General features: G+C 63.4%; 22 protein-coding genes. 11 read left to right on the top strand and 11 right to left on the bottom strand.

Annotated elements, in window-relative coordinates:
* Both KUF59_RS02535 and KUF59_RS02530 read left to right on the top strand, forming a co-directional pair.
* Positions 1–843: a hypothetical protein gene (locus KUF59_RS02535; RefSeq protein ID WP_212456053.1), complete on the top strand. Its 843-nt coding sequence runs from the start codon at positions 1–3 to the stop codon at positions 841–843.
* Positions 844–928: 85 nt separating this feature from the next.
* Complete coding sequence (locus KUF59_RS02530; RefSeq protein WP_212456055.1) at positions 929–1,513, top strand: DUF1349 domain-containing protein; 585 nt, start codon at positions 929–931, stop codon at positions 1,511–1,513.
* Between the two features lie 82 nt (positions 1,514–1,595).
* On the opposite strand, the gene KUF59_RS02525 is transcribed toward KUF59_RS02530, so the two are convergent.
* From KUF59_RS02525 to KUF59_RS02505, 5 genes are all read right to left on the bottom strand, one after another.
* Positions 1,596–2,294: a response regulator gene (locus KUF59_RS02525; RefSeq protein WP_212456057.1), complete on the bottom strand. Its 699-nt coding sequence runs from the start codon at positions 2,292–2,294 to the stop codon at positions 1,596–1,598.
* Positions 2,295–2,397: 103 nt separating this feature from the next.
* The gene (locus tag KUF59_RS02520; RefSeq protein WP_212456059.1) at positions 2,398–3,081 is read right to left on the bottom strand and encodes a response regulator; all 684 of its coding nucleotides are present in this window, start codon (positions 3,079–3,081) and stop codon (positions 2,398–2,400) included.
* Positions 3,082–3,184: 103 nt separating this feature from the next.
* Positions 3,185–4,387: a c-type cytochrome gene (locus tag KUF59_RS02515; RefSeq protein ID WP_309500920.1), complete on the bottom strand. Its 1,203-nt coding sequence runs from the start codon at positions 4,385–4,387 to the stop codon at positions 3,185–3,187.
* A 128-nt stretch (positions 4,388–4,515) separates the two neighbouring features.
* Positions 4,516–6,231 (bottom strand): PQQ-dependent dehydrogenase, methanol/ethanol family, encoded by a 1,716-nt coding sequence (locus KUF59_RS02510; RefSeq protein WP_249140060.1) that lies wholly within the window; start codon positions 6,229–6,231, stop codon positions 4,516–4,518.
* A 290-nt stretch (positions 6,232–6,521) separates the two neighbouring features.
* Entirely contained in the window at positions 6,522–6,971 is a 450-nt protein-coding gene (locus KUF59_RS02505) for an SRPBCC family protein (RefSeq protein ID WP_212456064.1), read from the bottom strand.
* A 557-nt stretch (positions 6,972–7,528) separates the two neighbouring features.
* Here KUF59_RS02505 and KUF59_RS02500 point away from each other — a divergent pair.
* The 5 genes from KUF59_RS02500 (at position 7,529) to KUF59_RS02480 (ending at position 13,065) form a co-directional block, all read left to right on the top strand.
* Complete coding sequence (locus KUF59_RS02500) at positions 7,529–8,014, top strand: (2Fe-2S)-binding protein (RefSeq protein WP_212456066.1); 486 nt, start codon at positions 7,529–7,531, stop codon at positions 8,012–8,014.
* A gap of 82 nt (positions 8,015–8,096) precedes the next feature.
* Positions 8,097–10,439: a xanthine dehydrogenase family protein molybdopterin-binding subunit gene (locus KUF59_RS02495; protein ID WP_212456067.1), complete on the top strand. Its 2,343-nt coding sequence runs from the start codon at positions 8,097–8,099 to the stop codon at positions 10,437–10,439.
* 138 nt (positions 10,440–10,577) lie between these two features.
* Entirely contained in the window at positions 10,578–11,378 is an 801-nt protein-coding gene (locus tag KUF59_RS02490; protein ID WP_212456068.1) for an FAD binding domain-containing protein, read from the top strand.
* Between the two features lie 141 nt (positions 11,379–11,519).
* A complete protein-coding gene (locus tag KUF59_RS02485) occupies positions 11,520–12,632 on the top strand; it encodes a CaiB/BaiF CoA transferase family protein (RefSeq protein ID WP_212456069.1) in 1,113 nt (370 codons plus the stop codon).
* A 121-nt stretch (positions 12,633–12,753) separates the two neighbouring features.
* Positions 12,754–13,065: a DUF1272 domain-containing protein gene (locus tag KUF59_RS02480; RefSeq protein ID WP_212456536.1), complete on the top strand. Its 312-nt coding sequence runs from the start codon at positions 12,754–12,756 to the stop codon at positions 13,063–13,065.
* 132 nt (positions 13,066–13,197) lie between these two features.
* Here the strand turns inward: KUF59_RS02480 and fahA are convergent, their stop codons facing one another.
* The 5 genes from fahA to KUF59_RS02455 all read right to left on the bottom strand — a co-directional run bounded on the left by fahA (position 13,198) and on the right by KUF59_RS02455 (position 18,851).
* On the bottom strand, positions 13,198–14,469 hold the full coding sequence (gene fahA, locus KUF59_RS02475; protein ID WP_212456070.1) for a fumarylacetoacetase: 1,272 nt from the start codon (positions 14,467–14,469) through the stop codon (positions 13,198–13,200).
* Between the two features lie 205 nt (positions 14,470–14,674).
* Positions 14,675–16,021 carry a homogentisate 1,2-dioxygenase gene (gene hmgA, locus KUF59_RS02470; protein ID WP_212456072.1) on the bottom strand — a complete coding sequence of 449 codons (1,347 nt, stop codon included), beginning with the start codon at positions 16,019–16,021 and terminating at the stop codon, positions 14,675–14,677.
* A gap of 2 nt (positions 16,022–16,023) precedes the next feature.
* Entirely contained in the window at positions 16,024–16,980 is a 957-nt protein-coding gene (locus KUF59_RS02465) for an MBL fold metallo-hydrolase (protein ID WP_212456073.1), read from the bottom strand.
* A 21-nt stretch (positions 16,981–17,001) separates the two neighbouring features.
* A complete protein-coding gene (locus KUF59_RS02460) occupies positions 17,002–17,226 on the bottom strand; it encodes a DUF2783 domain-containing protein (protein ID WP_212456074.1) in 225 nt (74 codons plus the stop codon).
* Between the two features lie 11 nt (positions 17,227–17,237).
* Positions 17,238–18,851 (bottom strand): FAD-dependent oxidoreductase, encoded by a 1,614-nt coding sequence (locus KUF59_RS02455; protein WP_258768124.1) that lies wholly within the window; start codon positions 18,849–18,851, stop codon positions 17,238–17,240.
* Positions 18,852–18,962: 111 nt separating this feature from the next.
* Here KUF59_RS02455 and KUF59_RS02450 point away from each other — a divergent pair, with 111 nt between their 5' ends.
* The gene (locus tag KUF59_RS02450) at positions 18,963–19,526 is read left to right on the top strand and encodes a MarR family winged helix-turn-helix transcriptional regulator (RefSeq protein WP_212456077.1); all 564 of its coding nucleotides are present in this window, start codon (positions 18,963–18,965) and stop codon (positions 19,524–19,526) included.
* 181 nt (positions 19,527–19,707) lie between these two features.
* Positions 19,708–20,451 (top strand): class I SAM-dependent methyltransferase, encoded by a 744-nt coding sequence (locus KUF59_RS02445; protein ID WP_212456537.1) that lies wholly within the window; start codon positions 19,708–19,710, stop codon positions 20,449–20,451.
* A gap of 81 nt (positions 20,452–20,532) precedes the next feature.
* On the opposite strand, the gene KUF59_RS02440 is transcribed toward KUF59_RS02445, so the two are convergent.
* Positions 20,533–21,339: an N-acyl homoserine lactonase family protein gene (locus tag KUF59_RS02440; protein ID WP_212456079.1), complete on the bottom strand. Its 807-nt coding sequence runs from the start codon at positions 21,337–21,339 to the stop codon at positions 20,533–20,535.
* Between the two features lie 390 nt (positions 21,340–21,729).
* Here KUF59_RS02440 and KUF59_RS02435 point away from each other — a divergent pair, with 390 nt between their 5' ends.
* Positions 21,730–23,295 carry a caspase family protein gene (locus tag KUF59_RS02435; RefSeq protein WP_212456080.1) on the top strand — a complete coding sequence of 522 codons (1,566 nt, stop codon included), beginning with the start codon at positions 21,730–21,732 and terminating at the stop codon, positions 23,293–23,295.
* Positions 23,296–23,434: 139 nt separating this feature from the next.
* Entirely contained in the window at positions 23,435–24,103 is a 669-nt protein-coding gene (locus KUF59_RS02430) for an OmpA family protein (protein WP_212456081.1), read from the top strand.
* Positions 24,104–24,185 lie beyond the last annotated feature (82 nt).

Raw genomic sequence — 24,185 nt, 5'->3', positions numbered from 1 at the left:
ATGGCCCATGCCAATGAATTTCGTTTATCCGAAGTTCTCTTGACGCGTCGGCAAATCGGCGATAATGTGCGATCATTGCGCAATGGGCAAACGGCCGGTTTCGGCCTTTTTGGGAAGATGATGACTGTCTTCAGGCATATTCTCGCGTTCTTGTTTACTGTCTTGTTTTGGGGTTGCTGTCTCAACGCTTCATTCGCAGCCTGCAGGGACGGCAGCGTGTGTCCGGCCAACGCCGCCTGCATCGAGGGAGGCGGATGCGCATTCAATGGCTCCGCCTGTCCCGCTGGATGGCGGACCACGGCAAGAGGCACCTGCCAGGCGCCGAACACCGTCGATTGCGGCAACGGGACGAATTGCCCATTCCCGCAAAGCTGCAGCCCCCAGGGCTGCGTACCCGCTTTCACCACCGGGGAGATGTGCGGCGATCAGCGTTGCTCGCCCGGATTTTCCTGTGTGAGGGGCGATCTCTGCGTCGACCTTCGCGTGATGAAGGCTTGTTCGTCCGGCAAGTTCTGCGCAAAGAGCAGTTTCTGCGCGGAGGCAGGCGACGGCTGCATCAATGGGACACGGGTCAATTTGACTGCCAGCCCGCCTAAACCGCGCCCAGCAGCCCGCGAAGGTGCGCCCAAGCTCGCGGACAGCTGTTTTGTGCTGGGAGAAAGCAAGAAGGTGCCGTTCAGCAAGCAATACAGCACGCGCGTGACGGTCGCGCCGGATTGTCGCGGAGCGAACTTCACCGTTGAATATCTCGAAAATGGAAAGTGGACACCGGGTCCGAATCCGCCTGGCATCATCCTGACCTACACTCCGATCACGCGCAGTGACGTCAGAGTTCGTCCGTGACCCCCTGCGCGATCGGCACACAGCCTCTCGATGCCCCGTCGATCGGAGAGTTCGGGCGCCACCGATAGTTTCATCGAGGTTTGAAATGATTTTCGGCAGAAGTGACGGTGTGTGGCTCAACGAACCCCAGAGATGGACGGCGGAAGGTGACAGTCTTCAAATCGTCACTGACAAAGCCACCGATTTCTGGCGCGAAACCCATTATGGCTTCAATCGCGACAGTGGGCATTTCTTGGGTTTTCCGACTGGCGGGGCATTCACCGCCGAACTGCACGTCCAGGGCGAGTTCCAGGAACTCTACGATCAAGCGGGCATCATGGTTCGCATCGACGCGCAGCATTGGGTCAAGGCCGGGATCGAGTTCTCGGACGGACGCGCCATGCTTGCGAGCGTGTTGACCGACAAGCGTTCTGACTGGACGACTGCACCGTATGAACACGATGCCAGCGACTTCTGGGTACGAGCGACCGTCGATAATGGTGTCCTTCGCCTGCAGGTTTCGGCTGACGGCAAGCTTTGGCCGCTCATGCGGCTGGCACCATTCCCGAGGGCAAGCTCCTATCTTGTGGGGCCAATGGCCTGTACACCCGAGCGGGACGGGTTGAAGGTTCTGTTCACGACATTTCGACTGTCATCGCCGCTTGGCAGGAATTTGCACGATCTAAGCTAAGGGGACTCCGTAGTGTTGACCTTAGGCCCTTCTGGCCCTGCGGCAACCTCGTGCGACGTTCGGCCAGCCGCGTAATGAGTACCTAGTTCGACGGCGAATCGGGTTGCTCGCGCTTTGCGGCGGCGCCCTGGCTTGCCAGCGTCGTGAAATCGATTCTCGACATCTCCACGATCGCCTTGGTACGGGAGAGGACGTTCAGCTTGCGCAGGATGTCGGAGACGTGGACCTTCACGGTGGTCTCGGAGATCTTCAGCTCATAGGCGATCTGCTTGTTCTGCAGGCCACGCTTGAGCATCTCGAGCACGCGCAATTGCTGCGGCGTCAGATCGTGCAGGCGCTTGAGCAGATCCTGGGCGGGCACGGGGAAGCGTTGCGGACGCGCCAGCGCACGGTAGGCCTGCGGCAGGCAGACCGCGCCGCGCAGGACCTCGCCGATCGACTGCGCCAGCTCCTGCTTGGACGAGGATTTGAGGATATAGCCGGACACCCCGAGCGACAGCACACTGCCGATGATCTGCGGATCCTGATATCCGGAAACGATGATGACGGGGATGCGCGGAAACGCCTTTCGGATGCGGATGATGCCCGACAGGCCGGTCGTGCCCGGCATCAAGAGATCGAGCAGGATCAGGTCGACGGCCCCGGTCGACGACAAAAGGCTGAGCGCCCCGTCGATCGAGGTCGCCTGCAAGACCTCGGCTCCGGGCGCCTCCATCTGCAGGGCGCTTTCCAGAGCTTCGCTAAACAGCGGGTGATCTTCGACAATCAGAAATCGCGTCACGTTCGGGCATTCCCAATCGTTGCCGGGTTTCGATGCGGAGCGATATAGCATGTATCAGCCGTGCGGGGACGGCTTGATTCAGATCAAAAATGGGGAGCGGTCGTTACGGCGTGCCGCGATCGACCCGGGCGTGGGACCTGCTCCTGGGATCGGGCAGTTCGATCTTGCCGATCTCGATCACCGCCTTGTTGCGGCTGAACAGGCCGAGCTTGCGCAGGATCTCGGTGATGTGGGCCTTCACCGTGGATTCGGCGAGCTGCAGCTCCTGGGCGATCTGCCGGTTCGGATAGCCGCGGCGCAAGAGATCCAGCACGCGAAGCTGCTGCGGCGTCAGCTCGCGAAGCTTGACCTGCAGCGCCTTGGCGCTCGCGGCCTTGCGCCGCTCCGGCGTCGCCACAAAATCCTTCGGCACCGAGACCGAACCGCTCAGCACGCCCTCGATCGATTGCGCCAGTTCGCGCTTGGACGTCGATTTGGGGAGATAGCCGGCGGCGCCCAGCGCTAAGGCCTCGCGGACCACGTGCTGATCTTCCTCGCTGGAGACGATCGCGACGGGCATGCGCGGATAGGTCTCGCGCAGCCGGAGGAAGCCTGAAAACCCGTCGGCATCCGGCAACGAGAGGTCGAGCAGCGCGAGGTCGATGCCCTGTTCGGAGGCAAGGATATGCAGGGCGTCCTCGATCGACACGGCTTCGAAAATCTGCGCCTCCGGCAGCGCCAGGCGGACGGCGTTGCCGAGCGCCTCGCGAAACAGCGGATGATCATCGATGATCAGGAAGCTGGTCATGGCATCTTCCAGGAACTCACCCGCTGCGTCCACCCTATGCGCGCCGAGGCGATGCGGAACGGAGGTTATCACATCTTCCCGCATCCGTCCGGTCATGACCGCATCAGTCGTTGGACTCGACCTGGACGGTCATCAGGAAGGCGTAGATGTTCTCGAACTGGTCGTCGGTAAAGACCTCCTTCCAGGCCGGCATGCCCTTGGCCGGACGGCCCTCATGCACGGTCTTGAGGTAGGTGTCGTGCATGTCGTCGCCGTAACGATGACGCAGCAGCCGCAGATCGATCTTGCGTTCGCTCTGGACGGCATCGGGCCCATGGCAATGCGCGCAGGTGCCGTTGAAGATTTCCTTGCCGTTAGAGACCGCCTCGGCGTTCTTCGGCAATGCATCGCCCTTGGTCTCGGTCGCAACCACGTTGGCGACCTGCGCCAATTTGGTCCCGTTTCCCGTCGTCACACCTGATGGCGCCGCTTGCGCCGCACCGAAGCGAACCGGCTGACCGGCCGGCAGGCCGTATTTGACCGCGAGATCGGCGATCACGGGCGCAAGCTGCGGCAGCACGGCGTCGACGCGGTCGCGAAGCTCGGTCGACGTTTTGGCAAAACCGATGGCCGCGTCCCACGCCAGGCCCTCGCCTTCGGTGAGCTGGATCCGGTAGCGGTCCTGATAGGCGGTCGTGTTGAGCCAGCCCGCGACCGGGCCCCAGATGAAAGCGACATCGGCCTTGCCCGCGTCGAGCGCCTTCATGCCTTCCTCGGGCGACAGCACCGTAACCTTCTCGATGTCGTCGCGGCTCGCCAAGAGATTTTGCGGCGTGCTGGCGAACTGCACCGCGACGCGCTTGCCGCGGAGATCGTCGACGCCACCCACCGCGCGGTCTTTGGCCGTCACCAGCGCGTAGCCTTCCTTGGCAACGGTGCTGGAGAAGATGACGGCCGGCCCCATGAAATCGTCGGAGCGCGGCAGGCCGATCATGGCGTCACATTGCTTGCCGAGCAGCGTCACGCGCACGGTGCGCTTGCCGAAATAGGACTTGTACCAATCATAGGCGATCGGCCGGCCCAGCGCCTTCGCCAAGGCCTGACCGATCTCGACATAGAAGCCCGGCTGCGCGGGACTATCGCTGGAGAACGGGAGATTGGTCGGATCGGCGCAGAGGCGGAAGGGCTGTTCCTCGTCGGCCCGAGCCTGCGTCACCGGTGCGATCGGTGCGGAGACGGCCGCGAGCGCGGAGATGCCGGCAATGGCACAACCAATAGCGAAACGGCCGTCATGTCGCTTGCCGGTACCAGAATGATTTGCACGCATCCTCATCTCCCCTAGTTGGGAATGGTTGGGGTACTGCTGCGGCGCAAGGCTCCTGCCGGCGCCGCAACGATAAGCTCTGGAAAAAAGCGCGCGTATCCCGAATGTCAGGTAGGATACGCGCGCAGTTGTCACTGGACGGAGAACACGAAGAGCGAACCGCCCTCGGGAGCTGCGGCCGTCATCTTCTTTCCTACCTCGCCCAGGAACGCGGGCAGCGCAGCGGTACGGCCGACGACGATGGCGACGTATTGCTTGCCGTCCACCTGATAGGTCACCGGACCCGCGCCGATGCCGGAGCCGAGGTTCTTGCTCCAGAGCACCTTGCCGGACTTGGCGTCGATGGCACGGAAGTCGCCATGGATGTTGCCTGCAAAGACCAGGCCGCCGCCGGTGGTGAGCGTGCCGCCGTTGAACGGCAGGTCTTCCTTGATGGACCAGACCTTCTTCTGGTTCACCGGATCCCACGCCACGAGCTCGCCGAGGAAGCCGCCCGGACCTTCCTTGGTCGGGAATTCGGCGCCGAGATAGAACACGCCGCGCTTGTAGGTGACGTCGCCGACCGACCAGTCCATGCAGACATTGTTGGACGGGATGTAGACCAGACCGGTCTGCGGGTTGAACGACATCGGCTGCCAGTTCTTGCCGCCGATCAGGTTCGGGCAGATGTCCTTGGCGGGATGGCCCGGGCCGGGACGCTTGTCGGGATCCTCTTCCGCGCGCATGGTGGCGAGGTCGAACTTCTTCGCCCAGTTGGAGAAGACGTACTTCTCGGCCGACAGCACCTTGCCGGTCTCGCGGTTGGCGACGAAGAAGAAGCCGTTGCGATCCGCCTTCATCAGCGTCGGAACGGTGTTGCCGCCGATCTTGAGATCGGCGAGCACGGCTTCGTTGACGCCGTCATAGTCCCAGGCGTCGGCCGGCGTGGTCTGGATGTGCCACTTGATCTTGCCGGTGTTCGGATCGAGCGCCAGCGTGGACGCGGTGTAGAGGTTGGTCAGCTTGCCGAAATTGCCGTCGCCGGTCGAACGCACCGCAGTGTTCCACGGGCCCGGATTGCTGGTGCCCCAATAGACCGTGTCGGTCTTGGGATCGTAGGAGCCGACCAGCCAGGCCGCGCCGCCGCCATGCTGCGCCGAATCGCCCTTCCAGGTGTCGCCACCGGGCTCGTCCGGTGCCGGCACGGTATAGGTCTGCCAGAGCTGCTTGCCGGTGTTGATGTCGAAGGCGAGCAGCGCGCCGCGCACGCCATACTCGCCGCCACCGAAGCCGGTGATGACCTTGTCGCGCACGACCACCGGCGGCGAGGTGATCACCGAGCCCTGCTTGTAGTCGACCACCTTCGCCGTCCACAGCGACTTGCCGGTCGCGGCATCGAGCGCCGTCAGCTTGCCGTCGAGGCGGCCGACGAAGATCTTGCCGTCGGCGTAGGAGACGCCGCGATTGTTCACGTCGCAGCAGGCGTATTGCAGCACGTCGTCCGGGATATCCGGCTCGTAGGTCCATTTGCGCGCGCCCGTCGCGGCGTCGAGCGCGTAGACGTATTTCGGCCCCCAGGAGCTCGAGACGTAGAGCGTGTTGCCGATGACGATCGGCGAGGATTCGTTCGAACGCAGCGAGGCCAGCGAGAACGAATAGGCGAGCGACAACTTACCCGCGTTCTCGGTGTTGATCTGGTTGAGCGAGCTGAAGCGCGTGTTGCCGTAGTCGTGACCGGCAACCGCCCATTGGTTCGCGTCGGATTGTGCTTTGAGTACTGAATCGTTGGCGCGAACGCCAACCGTGCCGGCCGCCAGCATGGCGATCATCGAAATGCCGGCCAAAAATCCCTTGGTGCCTAAGGTCATATTCCCTCCGCGATGTTGTTTGCCGCGCCGCGTTGGGCGCTGATGCGCTTTGTGCTTAGCGATGCGCAGTTCGACTGCGAGCATCGTGAAAATTACAGCATCGCGTTCGCGCGCTTAGTATAGGCGGAAGGTAGTAGTGCAAATCATCGTCGGAATTTGCGGCACATGTCGTTGTCGTCGCTTGCATCTTGCCGCTCGTTTGCAGCGTAAAGCTGCGCGATCGGATTGCGGCATTCTCGTGCAGCAATCCGATCGTCCCACGCGAAAAGCGCGCGGCGCGTGCAAGAGAATCAGGATGCGGGCGCGACGACGGCGGCAAAATTCTCAAAGAAGTTCGCCGCGAGTTTCCTGGAGGTCGAGTCGATCAGCCGCGAACCGAGCTGCGCGAGCTTGCCGCCGATCTGCGCTTCGGTCTCGTAATGCAGGATGGTGATGTCGGGCGTTTCCTCCTCGAGCCTCACCTTGGCGCCACCCTTGGCAAAACCCGCAACGCCGCCGGCGCCTTCGCCGATGATGCGATAGGAGTTGGGCGCGTCGATATCGGTCAGCGTCACCTTGCCGTTGAAGGTCGCCTTGACCGGACCGACCTTCAGCACGACCGTGGCGGTCATCTCGGTCGGCGACGCCATATCGAGCGACTGGCAGCCGGGAATGCAGCGCTTGAGGATATCAGGGTCGTTGAGCGCGGCCCACACCTTGGCCTTCGATGCCGGAATACGTTGGCTGTCGATCATCTGCATCGCTTCCACCCTCCGCTGTTGTTTGTATGGTCCGTTAGGTTGGTTCGGCGCGACAGACAATCGCCAGGAAGTACTAGACTCAGGAGGGCGTATGCCGCGCGGCCGAAGCGCCTGCATGCAGTGCGGCAAGTCGGCCCAGGTGCTCGGCGCGCGGCTCGTCATGAAGAAAATCAATGACTTAGCTGCTAATCCGCCTACTACCAAGATCGCGATTACAAAGCCTCAACGTCGTGTTCCTATTCGTCGCAACAACGAACACATCTTGAGGGAGACGACGCGCAGCAGGACTGACGTCGAGGGCGAACGGCCTCGCATGGTCGCAAGCAAACACGCCGCTGCAGACGAGACGCCTATTTCATTTCGCAGACATCGTGCAGGTCGCACCATCCGCTGGCGGCGACGCAGAGATGTGCTGCCTGGCTCAACGCCGCGGCAGCGATCTTGATGACTTTTCCGTGACGCCCTTTGCGGCGCCATGGCGCGCAAAATCCCAGTTGCAAAGTTCCGTTGCGCTGTTTCTAATTGGAATAACTACAAACATTCGGGAGGGTATTCACGTGTCTACAGTCAAACTGACAGTGAACGGCAAGGCCGTCTCAGTCGATGTCGAGGACCGCACGCTGCTGGTCCATCTCCTGCGCGATCACCTCAACCTCACCGGCACCCATGTCGGCTGCGACACCAGCCAGTGCGGCGCCTGCGTCGTGCATATCGACGGCCGCGCGGTGAAGTCCTGCACCACGCTCGCAGGGCAAGCCAACGGCTCCAGCATCACCACGATCGAAGGCATCGCCAAGGGCGACGAGCTGCATCCGATGCAGGCGGCGTTCCGCGACAATCACGGCCTGCAGTGCGGCTATTGCACGCCGGGCATGATCATGTCGGCGATCGACATCGTGCACCGCCATGGCGGCCAGCTCGACGAAGCCACCGTCCGCCACGAGCTCGAAGGCAATATCTGCCGCTGCACCGGCTACCACAACATCGTCAAGGCGGTGCTGGATGCGGCCGGCCGCATGAAGGTCTCTCAGGCGGCCGAGTAGGCCGCTGCACGCCTAATCGAACAACCACTGCTGCTTTCGATGGAAAGCGCGGTCAAACAAATTCCGGTCGGGAGGACAGGACATGGGTGTTGAAGGCATTGGCGCAAGCGTCGTGCGCAAGGAAGACAAGCGTTTCATTACCGGCAAGGGCCGGTACGTCGACGACATCAAACTGCCGGGCATGACCTATGCCCATTTCATCCGCAGCCCGCATGCGCATGCCAAGGTGAAGGGGATCGATTCCTCCGCCGCGCTGAAGTTGCCGGGCGTGGTCGCGGTGCTCACTGGCAAGGAGATCGTCGACGACAAGGTCGGCAACCTCATCTGCGGCTGGGCCATCACCTCCAAGGACGGCAGCCCGATGAAGATGGGCGCATGGCCGGCGATGGCGCCGGAGACGGTGCGCTTCGTCGGACAGGCCGTCGCGGTCGTGATCGCCGAGAGCAAGAATCTGGCGCGCGACGCCGCCGAGGCCGTCGTCGTCGATTACGAGGAACTTCCGGCGGTGGCGGACGTCAACGCCGCGATCAAGGCCGGCGCGCCGCAACTGCATCCCGAAGCGCCTGGCAACCAGGTCTATGACTGGGTGATCGGTGACGAGAACGCGGTGAACGACGCCTTCGCCAAGGCGGCGAATGTGGTGAAGATGGATGTCACCAACAACCGCCTCGCGCCGAACCCGATGGAGCCGCGCTCGGCGCTTGCCGACTACGACACAGCGGAAGAGCACTACACACTCTACACGACCTCACAGAATCCGCACGTCGCCCGCCTCGTGCTGTCGGCGTTCTACAACATCGCGCCCGAGCACAAGCTGCGCGTGATCGCGCCCGACGTCGGCGGCGGTTTCGGCTCAAAAATCTACATCTATCCGGAAGAGATGGTGGCGCTGTGGGCCTCCAAGAAGGTTGGCCGCCCGGTGAAGTGGACCGGCGACCGCACCGAAGCCTTCCTCACCGACGCGCACGGCCGTGACCACGTCACCCATGCCGAGATGGCGTTCGACGCCAGCAACAAGATCCTCGGCTTCAGGGTGAAGACCTACGCCAATTTCGGCGCCTACATGTCGCTGTTCTCCTCGGCGGTGCCGACCTATCTCTACGCGACGCTGCTGTCGGGCCAGTACGACATCCCGGCGATCCATGCCGAGGTGATCGGCGTCTACACCAACACCACCCCGGTCGATGCCTATCGCGGCGCTGGCCGGCCCGAGGCGAGCTACCTGATCGAGCGGATGATGGAGACGGCGGCGCGGCAGTTGAAGGTCGATCCGGCCGCGCTACGCAAGACGAACTTCATCACCCAGTTCCCGCATCAGACGCCCGTCATCATGGCCTATGACATCGGCGACTTTAACGCCTCGCTCGACGCGGCGATGAAGGCGATCGACTATGCGGGCTTCGCTAGCCGCAAGGCGCAGGCGAAAGCCGCAGGCAAGCTGCGCGGCATCGGCGTGTCCTGCTACATCGAGGCCTGCGGCATCGCGCCGTCGAAGGCGGTCGGCAGCCTGGGCGCCGGCGTTGGCCTGTGGGAGTCGGCCGAAGTACGCGTCAACCCGGTCGGCACGATCGAGATCCTCACGGGCTCGCACAGCCACGGCCAGGGTCACGAGACGACGTTCTGCCAGCTCGTCGCGGATCGGCTGGGCGTTCCCATCAGCCAGGTTTCGATCGTCCATGGCGACACCGACAAGGTGCAGTTCGGCATGGGCACCTACGGCTCGCGCTCGGCGGCTGTCGGTCTCACCGCGATCCTCAAAGCCATGGAGAAGATGGAGGCCAAGGCCAAGAAGATCGCAGCGCATGCGCTGGAGGCTTCCGAAGCCGACATCGTCATCGAGAACGGCGAGTTCAAGGTGACGGGCACCGACAAGGCCATCGCACTGCCGATGGTCGCACTCGCGGCCTACACCGCGCATAATTTGCCTGACGGGATGGAGCCGGGCCTGAAGGAAAGCGCCTTCTACGACCCCTCCAACTTCACCTTCCCGGCCGGCGCCTATATCTGCGAGCTCGAGGTCGATCCCGGCACCGGCAAGACCACCTTCGTCAACTTCGTCGCGGCCGACGATTTTGGCCGGCTGATCAACCCGATGATCGTCGAAGGCCAGGTCCATGGCGGCCTTGCCCAGGGCATCGGGCAGGCGTTGCTCGAGCACGCCGTCTATGATGCCAACGGCCAGCCGGTCACCGCGTCGTTCATGGATTACACCATGCCGCGCGCCGACGATCTGCCGTCGTTCAAGCTCAGCCACACCACGACGCTCTGCCCGGGCAATCCCCTGGGCATCAAGGGTTGCGGCGAGGCCGGCGCGATCGGCGCTTCCGCGGCCGTGATCAACGCGATCACGGACGCGATCGGCAAGAACAATCTGGAAATGCCCGCAACCCCCGATCGGGTGTGGCGCACGATCCACGCGGCTTAAGAGCCCAACCATCGTCATTCCGGGGCGACGCGAAGCGTCGAACCCGGAATCTGGAGCTACGAATTCAACCTCGAGATTCCGGGTCTGCGCCTGCGGCGCAGCCCGGAATGACAGAGAAAAGATTTCAGGAGCAACAAGATGTACCAGACCACTTATCATCGTGCCTCCTCGGTGGACGAGGCCGCCTCCCTCTTCGCCAAGGGCAGCGAGGCAAAGTATCTGTCCGGCGGCCAGACGCTGCTGCCGGTCATGAAGCAGCGGCTCGCCAGCCCCTCCGACGTGATCGACCTTGCCAAGATCAAGGAGTTGATCGGCATTGAGGCCGCCGGCGACACACTGACCGTCAAGGCCGCCACGCCGCACTATGACGTCGCGACCAGCGATGCCGCGAAGCAGGCGATCCCTGCGCTCGCTTATCTGGCCTCGCTGATCGGCGATCCCGCCGTTCGCTATCGCGGCACGATCGGCGGCTCGCTCGCCAACAACGATCCGGCCGCGGATTATCCGGCAGCGGTGCTGGCGCTGGGCGCGACGCTCAAAACCAACAAGCGCACGATTGCCGCGGACGACTACTTCAAGGGCCTGTTCACGACGGCGCTCGAGGACGGCGAGATCATCACCGCGGTCTCGTTCCCGGTTCCGGCGAAGGCGGGCTACGCAAAGTTCCCGCATCCGGCCTCGCGCTTCGCGCTGACCGGCGTGTTCGTCGCCAAGACCAAGGCGGGTGACGTCCGCGTCGCGGTGACCGGCGCGTCGCAGAGCGGCGTGATGCGGGTTGCGGCGCTCGAAAACGCCTTGAAGGCGAACTGGTCGGCATCGGCGGTCGACGGCGTCTCGATTCCCGCGAGCGGCCTGCTGTCCGACATCCACGGCTCGTCCGACTACCGCGCCAATCTCATCAAGGTGATGGCGGCGCGCGCGGTCACTGCTGCGGGCTAATAGCGCCTCAACACAAATTTTCCGCGGCGCGCAGAAATGCGCGCCGCTTTTTTTGTCGTGTGCGGCACGAAAGCGCTTGCCTCTCGGGGATCAAGGCGGGAAAAGTTAATCGAGCAATTAACTCGCGAGGAAACAAGAACCGTGCTCGATAAACCAGCTCAAGGATCCTCCGTTCGCGCCTCCGGCCCGCTCTCAGGTTTTCGCATCGTCGAGTTCGCCGGCATTGGTCCGGGCCCGTTCGCCTGCATGCTGCTCGCCGACATGGGCGCCGAGGTCGTCACGCTCGATCGCGTCGGCGCGAAGAAGAGCATGAAGTCGGTTGCGGGCCGCGGCCGCAAGGTGGTCGAGCTCGACCTGAAGGACAAGGCGGCGATCGCTGACGTACTCGATTTGCTCGCCAATGCGGACGCGCTGATCGAAGGTTTTCGTCCGGGCGTGATGGAGCGGCTCGGGCTCGGGCCTGACGTCGTGCTCGCACGCAACCCAAAGCTGGTCTACGGCCGGATGACCGGCTGGGGCCAGGAAGGCCCGCTCGCGAATGCCGCCGGCCATGACATCAACTACATCTCCATCACCGGCGCGCTGGCCGCGATCGGCACGAAGGATGCGCCGGTGCCGCCGCTCAACCTGGTCGGCGATTTCGGCGGCGGCGCGCTCTATCTCGTCGTCGGAGTGCTTGCCGCACTTTTGGAAGCGCAAAAATCCGGCAAGGGCCAGGTCGTCGACACCGCGATGTGCGACGGCGCGGCGTCGCTGATGTCGTTCTTCTTCGACATGACCGCGATGGGTCGCTGGGCCGAAGGCCGCGACCAGAATTTCCTCGACGGCGGCGCGCATTTCTACGGCGTCTACGAATGCGCCTGCGGCCACTTCATCTCGATCGGCTCGATCGAGCCGCAGTTTTATGCGCTGTTGCGTCAGCATGCCGGCCTCTCGGATGCCGATTTCGACGCGCAAATGGATCGCAAGGCCTGGCCCGCATTGAAGGAGAAGCTGAAGGCCGTCTTCAAGAGCAAGACGCGCGAGGACTGGTGCAAGATCATGGAAGGCACCGACATCTGCTTCGCACCGGTGCTGACGATGTCGGAAGCGACGGAGCATCCGCATATGGTCGCGCGCAAGGTTTTCGTTGAGCGCCACGGCGTCAAGCAGCCCGCTCCCGCGCCGCGCTTCTCACGGACGGTGTCGGCGATCCGCGAGCCGGAGGCGGCGGAGATCGGTGCGGTGACGAAAGCGTGGAAGGCAGGGAAGTAACCCAACCACCGCTGTCGTTCCGGACAAGCGCAGCTTGGGCCTGGCTGAAATCGAGGGAAATATGCCGTTCGCGCCAAAGGCGCGATCTGCGATGATGGGTTCCCGAAGCGAGGTGTTCGACATGGCGCTGCAACTGCGGCCGAACTGCGAATATTGCGATTGCGACCTGCCGCCGAACGCAACGAATGCGCGGATCTGCTCCTATGAATGCACGTTCTGTGCGGACTGCGTCGAGACAAAACTCTCCAACGTCTGCCCGAACTGCGGCGGCGGCTTCGCCCCGCGCCCGATTCGGCCCACGCGGGAGTGGCGGCCCGGCGTGTGCGTGACGAAGCACGTGCCCTCGGACAAGCGGGTGCATTTGAAGTACAGCGTCGAGGACGTCGCGACGCATTGCGCGAGGGTCCGCGAGGTACCGCCGGAGATGCGGTAAGCTGCCTCCACATCGTCATTGCGAGCGCAGCGAAGCAATCCAGACTGTCTCCGCGGAAAGATTCTGGATTGCTTCGCTGCGCTCGCAATGACGGAGAATGTGGACGGAGCGTTGCGTCACTCCTCCAGTCCCCTATTCCGCCGGCAAAATCGTTCCCTCGACCTCGCCAAAACCGACGCGATAGCCGTCGCCCTGGCACCAGCCGCGCATGACGAGCGAATCGCCGTCCTCCAGGAACGAGCGTTTCGTGCCGCCGGGCAATTCGACGGGCTCGGTGCCGTTCCAGCTTATCTCCAAGAGGCTGCCGCGTTGATCCTTCTCGGGACCGGAGATGGTGCCGCTGCCGAGGAGATCGCCGACATTCATCGCGCAGCCGCCGGAGGCGTGGTGCATCAATTGCTGCACCGAGGACCAGTACATGTACTTGAAATTGGTGCGGCTGATGCTTGCAGGCGCATTCGCGCCGGCGGCGCGCAAGGCGACGTCGAGCTCGACGCTGTAATTCTGCGGCTTGTCCTGCTTGAGATAATCGAGCGGCGCCGGGCTCTGTTCGGGCCCCTGCAGGCGGAACGGCTCCAGCGCTTCGCGGGTGACGATCCACGGGCTGATCGAGGTCGCAAACGCCTTTGCGAGGAACGGCCCCAGCGGCACATATTCCCATTGCTGGATGTCGCGCGCGCTCCAGTCGTTGAGCAGCACGAAGCCAAAAATCATCTCCTCGGCCTGTTGCTCGGTCAGCATCCCGCCCATCGGCGCGGCTTGGCCAACCACAACGCCCATCTCCAGTTCGAAATCGAGCCGCCTGCAGGGCGCAAAGCTCGGCACGTCAGCCGTCGGCGGCTTCAACTGTCCGCGCGGGCGTTTCACTTTGGTGCCCGACACCACGACCGTGGAGGCGCGGCCGTTATAGCCGATCGGCATATAGAGCCAGTTCGGCTGCAGCGCGTTGTCCTTGCCGCGGAACATCACGCCGACATTGGTGGCGTGCTCTTTGGACGAATAGAAGTCGGTATAGCCGGAGACCTGCACCGGCATATGCAGCGTCACCTCAGTCATCGGCACCAGCGCGCGGTCGCGCAATTCCTTGTTGTCGCGCAGCTCCGGATGATCTGATCGCAAGAGCTCGCTGATCCGCGCCCGCGTCTTTGCCCAGACCTTTGGCCCGAGCGCCATGAACGGATTAAGCGACGGCGCGGAGAACACGCCGAGTGGCCCGACATCGAGCCGGGAATCCTGCTCGAGCTCCCAGAGATCGAGCACATAATTGCCGATCGCGACGCCGACCCGCTGTGTCGGATTGGCCGCGGTCGAGAACACGCCATAGGGCAGGTTCTGGATCGGGAAGTCGGAGGCGGGATCGACGTCGATGAAGGAGCGGAGGGATGAGTCGTTGGGATGGGGCATTGGTTTCTCGGATGTAGCCGCAAGTGGTGCCGGCATCTTCACCCTCCCCTGGAGGGGGAGGGTCGGCTCATATTGAGCGCAGCGAAATATGAGACGGGGTGGGGTGAAGGTCTCTCCACATCGAACGCTGCCCGTGTTGAGAGATCACCCCACCCCGCTCGCTTGCGCGAGCGACCCTCCCCCTCCAGGGGAGGGTAAGAGAGCGTCACGGCTTGTTCGGGTCGAACCGTTTTTCGAGACCCTTCCAGCAATCCGCATAGTCATCCTGCAACGTCGCGGAACTCGCGGCATGCGCAGTGACGCGCTGCGGGTAGCGGGTCTCGAACATGAAGGCCATGGTGCCCGTGAGCTTGACCGGCTTCAATTCGCCATTGCTGGCGTGGTCGAAAGCGTCGCGGTCGGGGCCGTGCGGCAGCATGCAATTGTGCAGGCTCATACCGCCGGGGACAAAGCCTTGCGGCTTGGCGTCGTAGACGCCGTAAATGAGCCCCATGAACTCGCTCATGATGTTCATGTGATACCAGGGCGGCCGGAAGGTGTTGTCGGCGACCATCCAGCGCTCGGGGAAGATGACGAAGTCGATATTCGCGGTGCCCGCCGTTTCCGACGGCGAGGTCAGCACGGTGAAGATCGAGGGATCGGGATGATCGAAGCCGATCGCGCCGACCGGCGAGAAGCTGCGCAGATCGTATTTGTAGGGCGCATAGTTGCCGTGCCAGGCGACGACGTCGATCGGCGAATGCGGCAACGTGGTCTTGAACAGCGAGCCGCCCCATTTCACGAACAGCTCGGTCGGCGTGTCCTTGTCCTCGTAAGAGGCGACCGGCGTCAGGAAGTCGCGCGCATTGGCAAGGCAGTTGGCGCCGATCGGCCCGCGCTCCGGCAGCGTGAAGGCGCCGCCATAATTTTCGCAGAGATAGCCGCGCGCCGGGCCGTTCAAGAGCTCGACACGGAATTTGACGCCGCGCGGGATCACCACGATCTCACCGGGCTCGGCGTCGATGCGGCCGAACTCGGTGACGAGGCGCAAGTTGCCCTGCTGCAGCACGAACATCAGCTCGCCGTCGGCATTGTAAAAGTGCTGGTTCTCCATCGATTTGGTGATGAGATAGACATGCGCCGCCATGCCGGCCTGGGTATTGACGTCACCCGCCGTCGTCATGGTCTGCACGCCCTGGACGAATGTAATCTGCTCCGTCGGGATCGGCGTCGGGTCCCAGCGCAGTTGCGCGATCGGCAGGTCGTTCTCATGGCACGGCGCAGAGCGCCAGAGGCCGGCATCGACCTTGGTGAAGCGCCCCGAATGCTTCACCGAGGGACGGATGCGGTAGAGCCAGGAACGCTCATTGGTGCCGCGCGGCGCGGTGAAGGGCGAGCCGGACAATTGCTCGGCATAGAGCCCGTAGGCGCAACGCTGCGGCGAGTTGCGCCCGATCGGCAGCGCTCCGGGCAGCGCCTCGGTCTCAAAGGAGTTGCCGAAGCCGGACATGTAGCCCGGCGTCACCTGAGCGGTAGAGCGAACGATCTGATCAGGCGAGGTGTTGATGTTCATGACTATCCTCCTCCTTGCAGAGCGGCCCACATTTCCTGGTCGCGCTTGTCGGTCCAGATCACGGGATCGTCGATTCCGGATGCTTCGTCGAAGGCGCGCGACACGTTGAACGGCAGGCAGTGCTCATAGATGGCAAAGCTATGGAATTTCGGATCCATCACCTCGCGCGTCGCCGCCATCGATTCCTTCAGCGTGCGGCCCTTGGCGACGGACATCTCTGCCGCGCCATAAAGGGAGGTGACGAAATCGCGCGTCATCGCGATGGCCTCGCGGCCGGTCGCCAGGCCCTTCAGCGCATCGCCGCGACCCGGCGCGATCGCCTTGGGATTGAAGTTGCGGATCTCGTCCAGCGTCAGCGGCCATTCGCGCAAATGCGCGTCGCCGCAATAGCAGGCCGAGTGATATTCGATGAGGTCGCCGGAGAACATCACCTGCGCATCCGGCACCCAGGCGACGATGTCGCCGGAGGTGTGGCCGGCCCCGAGCTGCATCAAACGCACCTCGCGTTTGCCCAGATAGATCGACATCTCGCCTTCAAAGGTCAGCGTCGGCCAGGTCAGCCCGGGAATGCTCTGGGCGTCCTGGAACAGGCGCGGGAAGCGGCCATATTCGGAATCCCAATCCTGCTTGCCGCGCTCCTCGATGAGACGATAGGTCTCCTGCGAAGCGACGATGCCCTGCGCCTTGTAGGCGGAGGCCCCTAACACGCGCACGGCGTGATAGTGCGAGAGCACGACATATTTGATCGGCTTGTCGGTCACGGTGCGGACGCGCTCGATCACCTTGCCCGCCATCGCGGGCGTCGCCTGCGCGTCGAACACGAGGCAGCCGTCGTCGCCGACGATCACGGCCGTGTTGGGATCGCCCTCGGCGGTGAAGGCATAGAGATCGGTGCCGATCTCGGCGAAGGTGATCTTCTTTTCCGAGAGATCGCCGGTGGACGCGAAGTTCTTCGCCATCATCAGTTCCTTTGAGTCTTGCTATTGTTGTTGCTGCTGTTGCTGCTGGCCGTCGACCATGCGCCTGCGCGCGAGATCGATCGCCTCGCGCAGCACGTCGATGTCGCCGATATGATTGGCGAGGATCAGGACCAGCGCTGCGTCGAAATCAGCACTTTGCTCCTCCGTGAGGCCGCGATGCGCCTCGACGATGGCGCGAAAGGCGTCATCGGGCCGCGCGAAGTTCGAGCTGGTGGAAAGAGCCATCGGCAAACCCTTCAGTTCAGACCTTGCGCCCGCGACAGCGCCGCCGCGATCGCCTCGCGCGTGGGATGGCGAAAGCGCGCCGCCACATAGCCGTCGGGCCGCAGCAGATAGGCGCTGCCGGGTGCGGCGTCGTAGCGTTTCGCAATCGGGCCGGCCGCATCGCCAAAACCGTCCGCGCCGCCGATGCGGATCTCCTTGACGCCATCAGGCACATCGATCGCCGCTCCATTGCCAAACCCGAGCAGGGTAAAATCCGTTCCGCCCTGGCGGAACGTATCGGTGAGATAGGCCGTCTCGCCCCCGCGTGGCGCGACCGGCGCGTCGAGCATGGAACAGCCGGGCCGCGGGCCACCGCCCCATGCATCTGTATCGGCCGAGGACAGCGGCGTGTCGTAGCTGCAGGGCACCGAAAGCCGGCCGCCATTGACCATGCGCTTGCCGAACTCGGTTTCCTTGGCGAGCGATAGCACCGCCTTGCGCAGCCGCGCCTCCTGATGCGAGTTCGGCGCCATGAAATCGGTCGAACGGGTGGATTCGCGGATGTTCTCGTCGGCCGCCATGCTGCGCTCGACGTGATAGCTCTCGAGCAGGCTCGCCGGCGACTGGCCGCGCAAGACGCGATCGAGCTTCCAGGACAAATTCTCCGCGTCCTCCAGTCCGGAATTGGCGCCGCGTGCGCCGAACGGCGACACCTGATGCGCGGAGTCTCCGGCAAAGACCACACGGCCGTGAAGGAAGCGATCCATCCGCCGGCACTGGAATTTGTACAGCGAGATCCACTCGAACTCGAACTTGTCGTGCCCGAGCATGCGCGCAATCCGCGGCCGCACGTTTTCCGGCTGCTTCTCGACGGCGGGATCCGCATAACGGTTGAGCTGCAGGTCGATGCGCCAGACGTCGTCGGGCTGCTTGTGCAGCAGCGCCGAACGCCCGGCATGGAAGGGCGGATCGAACCAGAACCAGCGCTCGGTGGGAAATTCCGCCGTCATCTTGACGTCGGCGATCAAAAACTGGTCCTCGAACACCTGGCCCGCGAATTCCGCGCCGACCATCTGCCGCAGCGAGGAGCGCGCACCGTCGCAGGCAATGACGTATTGCGCGTGCAGGCGATAAGCGCCTTCCGGCGTATCGATCGTCAGCACGACGGAGTCGTTGCGTTGTTCCAGCGCGCTCACCTTGTTGCGCCAGCGCAGATCGATGCCGGGCAAATCGGTGATGCGATCGACCAGATAGGCTTCGGCGTAATATTGCTGGAGGTTGATGAAGGCCGGCCGCTTGTGGCCGTCCTCAGGCAGCAGGTTGAACTGGTAGAGCTGGGACTCGCCGTGAAAGATGCGGCCGACGCTCCACACCACGCCCTTCTCGACCATGCGGTCGCCGACGCCGAGCCGGTCCCAATATTCCAGCGAACGTTTTGAGAAGCAGATCGCGCGCGAGCCTTCGCCGATGCGGTCGGCGTCGTCGAGCAGCACGACGCGCTGGCCGCGCTGCGCGAGGTCGATCGCGAGCGACAATCCGACCGGCCCCGCCCCCACCACCACGACCGCATGCTCGGCCGGATTGGCGCCTGGGCGGTCCTGATCGGGGTGACGGCGGTAGCCGAACTGGGTTTTTGCCTGCGCCATGCGCTAACCTCGGCTCTGGTCAGGGGAGACCTGATCTGCTAGATAGTCTCACGTGCAACTATCTTGGCCCGGCCGCCGCCGCGCGTCAACTGGAATTCGGAGTTATTTTTCTTGGGCAAGACATCAAGCGACACCGCGCTGAGAGCGCGCTCTGCCGAGCAGCAGGAAGCTGCGCCCAAATCGCCTTCGAGCACGGCAAAGGCGCGGCTCGATCTGTTCAAATTCGTGCCGTTCCGCCTGAACCGGCTGGCGGCGGAGGTGAGTTCCGCGCTCTCGACCGAATATCAGGAGCGCCACGGGCTCGACATTCCGGCCTGGCGCGTGCTCGCCACGCTCGGCTTCCGCAATGACGCCTGCAGTGCGCAGTTCATCTCGCAATGCACCCGCACGCACAAATCGACGATCAGCCGTGCCGTGACGCTGCTGTTGCACAAGGGATTGATCGAGCGCGTCGAGAACGAAGCCGACCGCCGCGAATTCCGCCTGCAACTGACCAGGAAGGGCCGCGCGCTCTACGAAGAACTTTTTCCGCAATTGTTGCGGCGGGAGGACGAGATCCTCGCCTGCCTAACGGCGCAGGAGCGCAAGCAGTTTTCCGCGCTGCTCGGCAAGATCGAGCAGAGCCTCGACCTGATCCAGACCAGCGAAGAGGCGGACGCGAAGCAGGCGTATTAGGGCGTGTGCTCATGAGGGCGCAGACGTCGGCTTATGGTGCGATTGGCGGGCGCAAGCGCGAGGCGCACGGATGGAGTTGCCTGCTACATTGAACCTCGTTGACATGACGGTGGGCCCGCATTTGAAGCTCACAAAACCTGGACGACTGCGCCTAAACCGGCTGGGAAAGCTTGGTAGGCCCGTGACGGCACTGGCCCATGCAGCGACGCTCCTTGTGGTAATTGCCGCAACTCGCGCATACGCCACTGACATAGGTTATCTGGCTCCCCCCGGAGTCGCTGCAAACGAGTTTCCCTCACCGCAGCGCCCTGTTGCAGGGATTGTCAGCCCACGCCGCTCCGCCGAAGAGCGCCGCGACGCCCTCAATGAGGCCGGTCAGATCGCACGTGTTCTTGAATTGAAACCAGGCATGACAGTCGGCGACATTGGTGCAGGCAGTGGCTACCACACGGTCAGGCTCTCGCGCCTCGTCGGACCCGCCGGCTCTGTCGTAGCACAGGACGTCACGCGGGATTACCTCATCGAGCTCGCCAGGCGAACAGAACGTCTGAAGTTGACGAACGTGCAATTCGCGCTCGGCGAACCACACGACCCGCGCCTGCCCGCTTCCTCGCTGGATGCCGCAATCCTCGTGCACATGTATCACGAGATAGCCCAACCCTATGCCTTCCTCTACAATCTCGCGCCCGCCTTGAAGCAGGGTGCGCGGGTCGGAATTGTCGACCTTGAGCTTCCGACGTCGAAGCATGGCACGCCAATTGAGCTCTTGCGCTGCGAATTGACCGCCGTCGGCTATCGCGAGGTCACCACATCTAAGCTCGCAGGGGATGGAGGATACCTGGCGGTATTCTCTCCGCCGGAGATAGCGGGTCGAAAATCTCCTCGCGATATCGTTGCTTGTGGGGATCCTTCCAGCACTCGCTGACACAACTCCCGCCGCCCGTCTCGGAAGTTGAACATGTCCGAAGACGTTAGGGTTTTTGGTACACGCCCGAGCTCGCTTCCATCACTTCGCAAACGAGCGCGACGGCGCCAGATGCAGCGCCCAGGCATCGACCTTGTCGCTGGCGCGCGGATAGATCTCGGTGACGAGCGGATCATGGCCGGGGATGAAGCGGTCGGGATGGCCGGCGAGACGCTCGATCGTCTCCCAACCCACTGCCATGTCGCCGACATTGTAGACGATCGGGAACGGGCTTTTGCGTTGCAGGTTCGCGTAGTAGTGCGCGGCATCGGACGCCAGCACGACAGGCCCGCGCGCGGTCTCGACCCGTACCACCTGCAAGCCGTCGGAATGGCCGCCGACGCGGTGCACCGTCACGCCGGGTGCAACCTCGCCGTCGCCGGAATAGAAGCTGACGCGCTCGCCATAGACGTGACGCACCATCAGCGTGACGTGTTCGACCGAGAATGGATGTCGCAGCAGGCCGTTGCACATGCAGCGTCCGGTCGCGTAGGCCATCTCGCGCTCCTGGAGATGGAAACGCGCGTTCGGAAAGCGATCGAGATTGCCGGCGTGATCGTAATGCAGATGTGTCACGATGATGTCGCGAATCGCTGACGCCGACACGCCGAACCGCTCCAGCGCATCGACCGGATTGAGCGTCAGCTTGCGGGCGCGTAAGGAGGCCTCCTCGGCGTTGAAGCCGGTATCGACCAGGATATCGCGGCCCTGTCCCCGGATCAGCCAGACGAAGTAGTCCAGGTCCTGCGCCGTCGTCTCGTGCGGATCGGGCGACAGGAAGTTCATGTTGGGCGTGCGCGGCGACATCGTCGCGTAACGGAGCGCGTAGATTTCGTAGACGTTTCCCATTGTTGACCTTTTTCTTCTCAGGACGGCCTTGAGGATCGATCCGGCGAACCAAGCCATCGCCGGTCGCAAAGGTCAAACGCCGCCAGCGCTCGATCCATTTGCGATGACTGTGAGACCAATCACATTTTGGTCCCAAGAGCTGCCTTATGAGGTTCTGGAGCCGGCCTCGGAGCCATCCTTGGCGCCGGACGGATCTTGATCGAGTGAAGCCGTGACACGCGAAATATTCTCCTCATGCAAAGCCCCCTCGTCGCGATCAATTGTCGCGATAATGCCGGTTCTCCAAGCGGTTGACGCGCCCCCGCCCCCGGTTTGATAATGCAAATTGCGTAAGTTAAGGTCGCCGCGGCGCAAGCTGGATCGGCGCCTTTTTGGCTGGACCGCGCTGGTATGAAAATTCGCTTCCTTCTGCTTTTGCCCCTCATGCTTTCGGTCATCCCGACCGCGCCATCCGTCGCCGCCGGCGACCGTTTTGCGCTGGTGATCGGCAACGCCAAATATCCGGATGCCGATACGCCGCTGAAGGAACCACTCAACGACGCCCGCGACGTCGCCGACGAGCTCAAGCGCGATGGTTTTACCGTCGACATCGGCGAGAACCTGACCGGCGACGGCATGCGCCGCGCCTTCGACAAGCTCTATGGCAAGGTCAAGCCGGGCTCGGTCGCGCTGGTGTTTTTCAGCGGCTTCGGCATCCAGTCGGCGCGCCAGAGCTACATGATCCCGGTCGATGCGCAGATCTGGACCGAATCCGACGTGCGCCGAGACGGTTTCAGCCTCGAAACCGTGCTGGGCGAGATCAATACGCGTGGCGCCGGCGTCAAGATCGCGCTGATCGATGCCTCAAGGCGCAACCCGTTCGAGCGGCGCTTCCGCAGCTACTCGGCAGGGCTGGCGCCGGTCATCGCGCCGAACGGCACGCTGGTGATGTATTCGGCCGCGCTCGCCTCGGTGATCTCGGATACCGGCGGCGACCACAGCCTGTTCGTGCAGGAACTGCTGAAGGAAATCCGCGTCCCCGACCTGATGGCCGAGGAAACGCTCAATCGCACCAAGATGGGCGTGACCCGCGCCTCGCGTAACGAGCAGGTGCCGTGGCTGTCCTCCTCGCTGGCGGAGGACTTCTCCTTCATCCCGGGCGCCCACACCTCACGCCCCACGGCGACCAATGTGACGCCGCCGGCAACGACGCCAGCGCCCGCGCCGCAGCCGCCTGCACCGCCTGCGGTCGTCGCCAACAACCCGCCCCCTGCGCCGCCTCCCGCTCCGCCGGCACCGCCGCCGCTGCCGAAGCCGCCGGAAGTCAGCGTTGCACCCTCGCCTGCGCCTGCACCTGCACCTGCGCCGTCACCCACGCCGAGGCCGCAGATCGAGGCCGCCCTTCCGCCGCCGCCCCCGCCGGTGAAGCCGGCCGATACCGGCACCAGCCCGAGCGCGCCGGTGGATACCGCCGCGCTGGCTGACGACCCGACCATCAAGAGCCTGACGGCCAAGATCGCCTCCAATCCGGACGACGTGAACGCGCTGTACCGGCGCGGTCAGGTCTATGCCAGCAAGGGCGCCTACAACCTCGCCATCAAGGATTTTGACGACACGCTGCGGATCAATCCGAAGGACGTCGAGGCCCTGAACAACCGTTGCTGGACCCGGACCGTGATCGGCGACCTCCAGGGTGCGCTGAAGGACTGCAACGAGGCGCTGCGGCTGCGCCCGAACTTCGTCGACGCGCTCGACAGCCGCGGCCTGGTGAACCTCAAATCCGGGGCGGTGAAGAACGCCATCGCCGATTTCGACGCCGCCTTGAAGATCAACCCGCGCTTGACCTCCTCGCTCTACGGGCGGGGTATCGCCAAGCAGCGCAACGGCTCGGCCTCCGAAGGCGCGCTCGATATTGCGAACGCCAAGGCGATGGACCCGAACATCGTCCAGGAATTCGCAAGTTACGGAGTACGTTGATATTTTTTTGAAATGGGGCCGCCGCGGCTCGAACCCAGGCGGGGTCAGCGAAGACCAAACGGAAGGATGCCGCCTGGCCCGTCCGGGGCCCTGTTGCAGGAATTTTGGAACCGCGCGGGCAGCGCAGGAGGGACTGGGAATGACATTTTCCGCAAAGGGTTTTACCGCGATCCTCTCTGTCATGACGATCGGCGCGGCGCTGATGCTGCCGCCGTCGGGCGCATTCGCGGGTGACGAAAAGACCAAGAACGTCTCCGAAGACGAGATCGTGAGGGCATTGGCCCCGCCGGCGAAGAAGCCCCTGACCCGCGGCCTGTCGATCGGCCCGCAAACCGAGCCGGCCCCGAGTGCGGCGGAGACCAAGCTTATCCAGTCCGTCCGCGGCCGTTCGACGCGCTCGCTCTCGGCCGTCGAGCGTGAGGAAATCGCGACCGCCGCCAAGGACAAGCCGAATATCGATCTCGAGATCACCTTCGACTACAACTCGGCCAACATCAGTGCCAAGTCGATGCCGTCGGTGCAGGCGCTCGGCCGCGCCCTGACCAATCCCGATCTCAAGGGCTCGACCTTCGTCGTCGCCGGCCATACCGACGCCGCGGGCGGCGAGACCTATAATCAGGATCTTTCGGAGCGCCGGGCGGATTCGATCAAGCGCTATCTGATCGACAAGTACAGCATCCCCGCCTCCGACCTCGTCACCGTCGGCTACGGCAAGAGCAAGCTGAAGGATCCGAGCCAGCCGATGGCCGAGGCCAACCGACGCGTGCAAGTCGTCAACATGGAAAACAAGACCACCGCATCGAAGTGACCGCGACACAATTGCTCAAGTGACCGGTCGTGATGTTGTGTAAATTGGCAGTTCCACGATGCGTCCCGCCCCCTTGCGGGAC

The organism is Bradyrhizobium arachidis (genome assembly GCF_024758505.1).
Lineage (GTDB): Bacteria > Pseudomonadota > Alphaproteobacteria > Rhizobiales > Xanthobacteraceae > Bradyrhizobium > Bradyrhizobium manausense_C.
This window is presented reverse-complemented; position numbering and strand designations above follow the sequence as displayed.

Bases quoted from the DNA above. Each gene is read 5' to 3' on its own strand.
- KUF59_RS02490 (WP_212456068.1), top strand. From the start codon at position 10,578: ATGTACCAGACCACTTATCATCGTGCCTCCTCGGTGGACGAGGCCGCC.
- KUF59_RS02480 (WP_212456536.1), top strand. From the start codon at position 12,754: ATGGCGCTGCAACTGCGGCCGAACTGCGAATATTGCGATTGCGACCTG.
- KUF59_RS02460 (WP_212456074.1), bottom strand. From the start codon at position 17,226: ATGGCTCTTTCCACCAGCTCGAACTTCGCGCGGCCCGATGACGCCTTT.
- KUF59_RS02465 (WP_212456073.1), bottom strand. From the start codon at position 16,980: ATGGCGAAGAACTTCGCGTCCACCGGCGATCTCTCGGAAAAGAAGATC.
- fahA (WP_212456070.1), bottom strand. From the start codon at position 14,469: ATGCCCCATCCCAACGACTCATCCCTCCGCTCCTTCATCGACGTCGAT.
- KUF59_RS02435 (WP_212456080.1), top strand. From the start codon at position 21,730: ATGAAAATTCGCTTCCTTCTGCTTTTGCCCCTCATGCTTTCGGTCATC.
- KUF59_RS02440 (WP_212456079.1), bottom strand. From the start codon at position 21,339: ATGGGAAACGTCTACGAAATCTACGCGCTCCGTTACGCGACGATGTCG.
- KUF59_RS02520 (WP_212456059.1), bottom strand. From the start codon at position 3,081: ATGACCAGCTTCCTGATCATCGATGATCATCCGCTGTTTCGCGAGGCG.
- KUF59_RS02430 (WP_212456081.1), top strand. From the start codon at position 23,435: ATGACATTTTCCGCAAAGGGTTTTACCGCGATCCTCTCTGTCATGACG.
- hmgA (WP_212456072.1), bottom strand. From the start codon at position 16,021: ATGAACATCAACACCTCGCCTGATCAGATCGTTCGCTCTACCGCTCAG.
- KUF59_RS02530 (WP_212456055.1), top strand. From the start codon at position 929: ATGATTTTCGGCAGAAGTGACGGTGTGTGGCTCAACGAACCCCAGAGA.
- KUF59_RS02535 (WP_212456053.1), top strand. From the start codon at position 1: ATGGCCCATGCCAATGAATTTCGTTTATCCGAAGTTCTCTTGACGCGT.
- KUF59_RS02510 (WP_249140060.1), bottom strand. From the start codon at position 6,231: ATGACCTTAGGCACCAAGGGATTTTTGGCCGGCATTTCGATGATCGCC.
- KUF59_RS02515 (WP_309500920.1), bottom strand. From the start codon at position 4,387: ATGCGTGCAAATCATTCTGGTACCGGCAAGCGACATGACGGCCGTTTC.
- KUF59_RS02495 (WP_212456067.1), top strand. From the start codon at position 8,097: ATGGGTGTTGAAGGCATTGGCGCAAGCGTCGTGCGCAAGGAAGACAAG.
- KUF59_RS02455 (WP_258768124.1), bottom strand. From the start codon at position 18,851: ATGGCGCAGGCAAAAACCCAGTTCGGCTACCGCCGTCACCCCGATCAG.
- KUF59_RS02505 (WP_212456064.1), bottom strand. From the start codon at position 6,971: ATGCAGATGATCGACAGCCAACGTATTCCGGCATCGAAGGCCAAGGTG.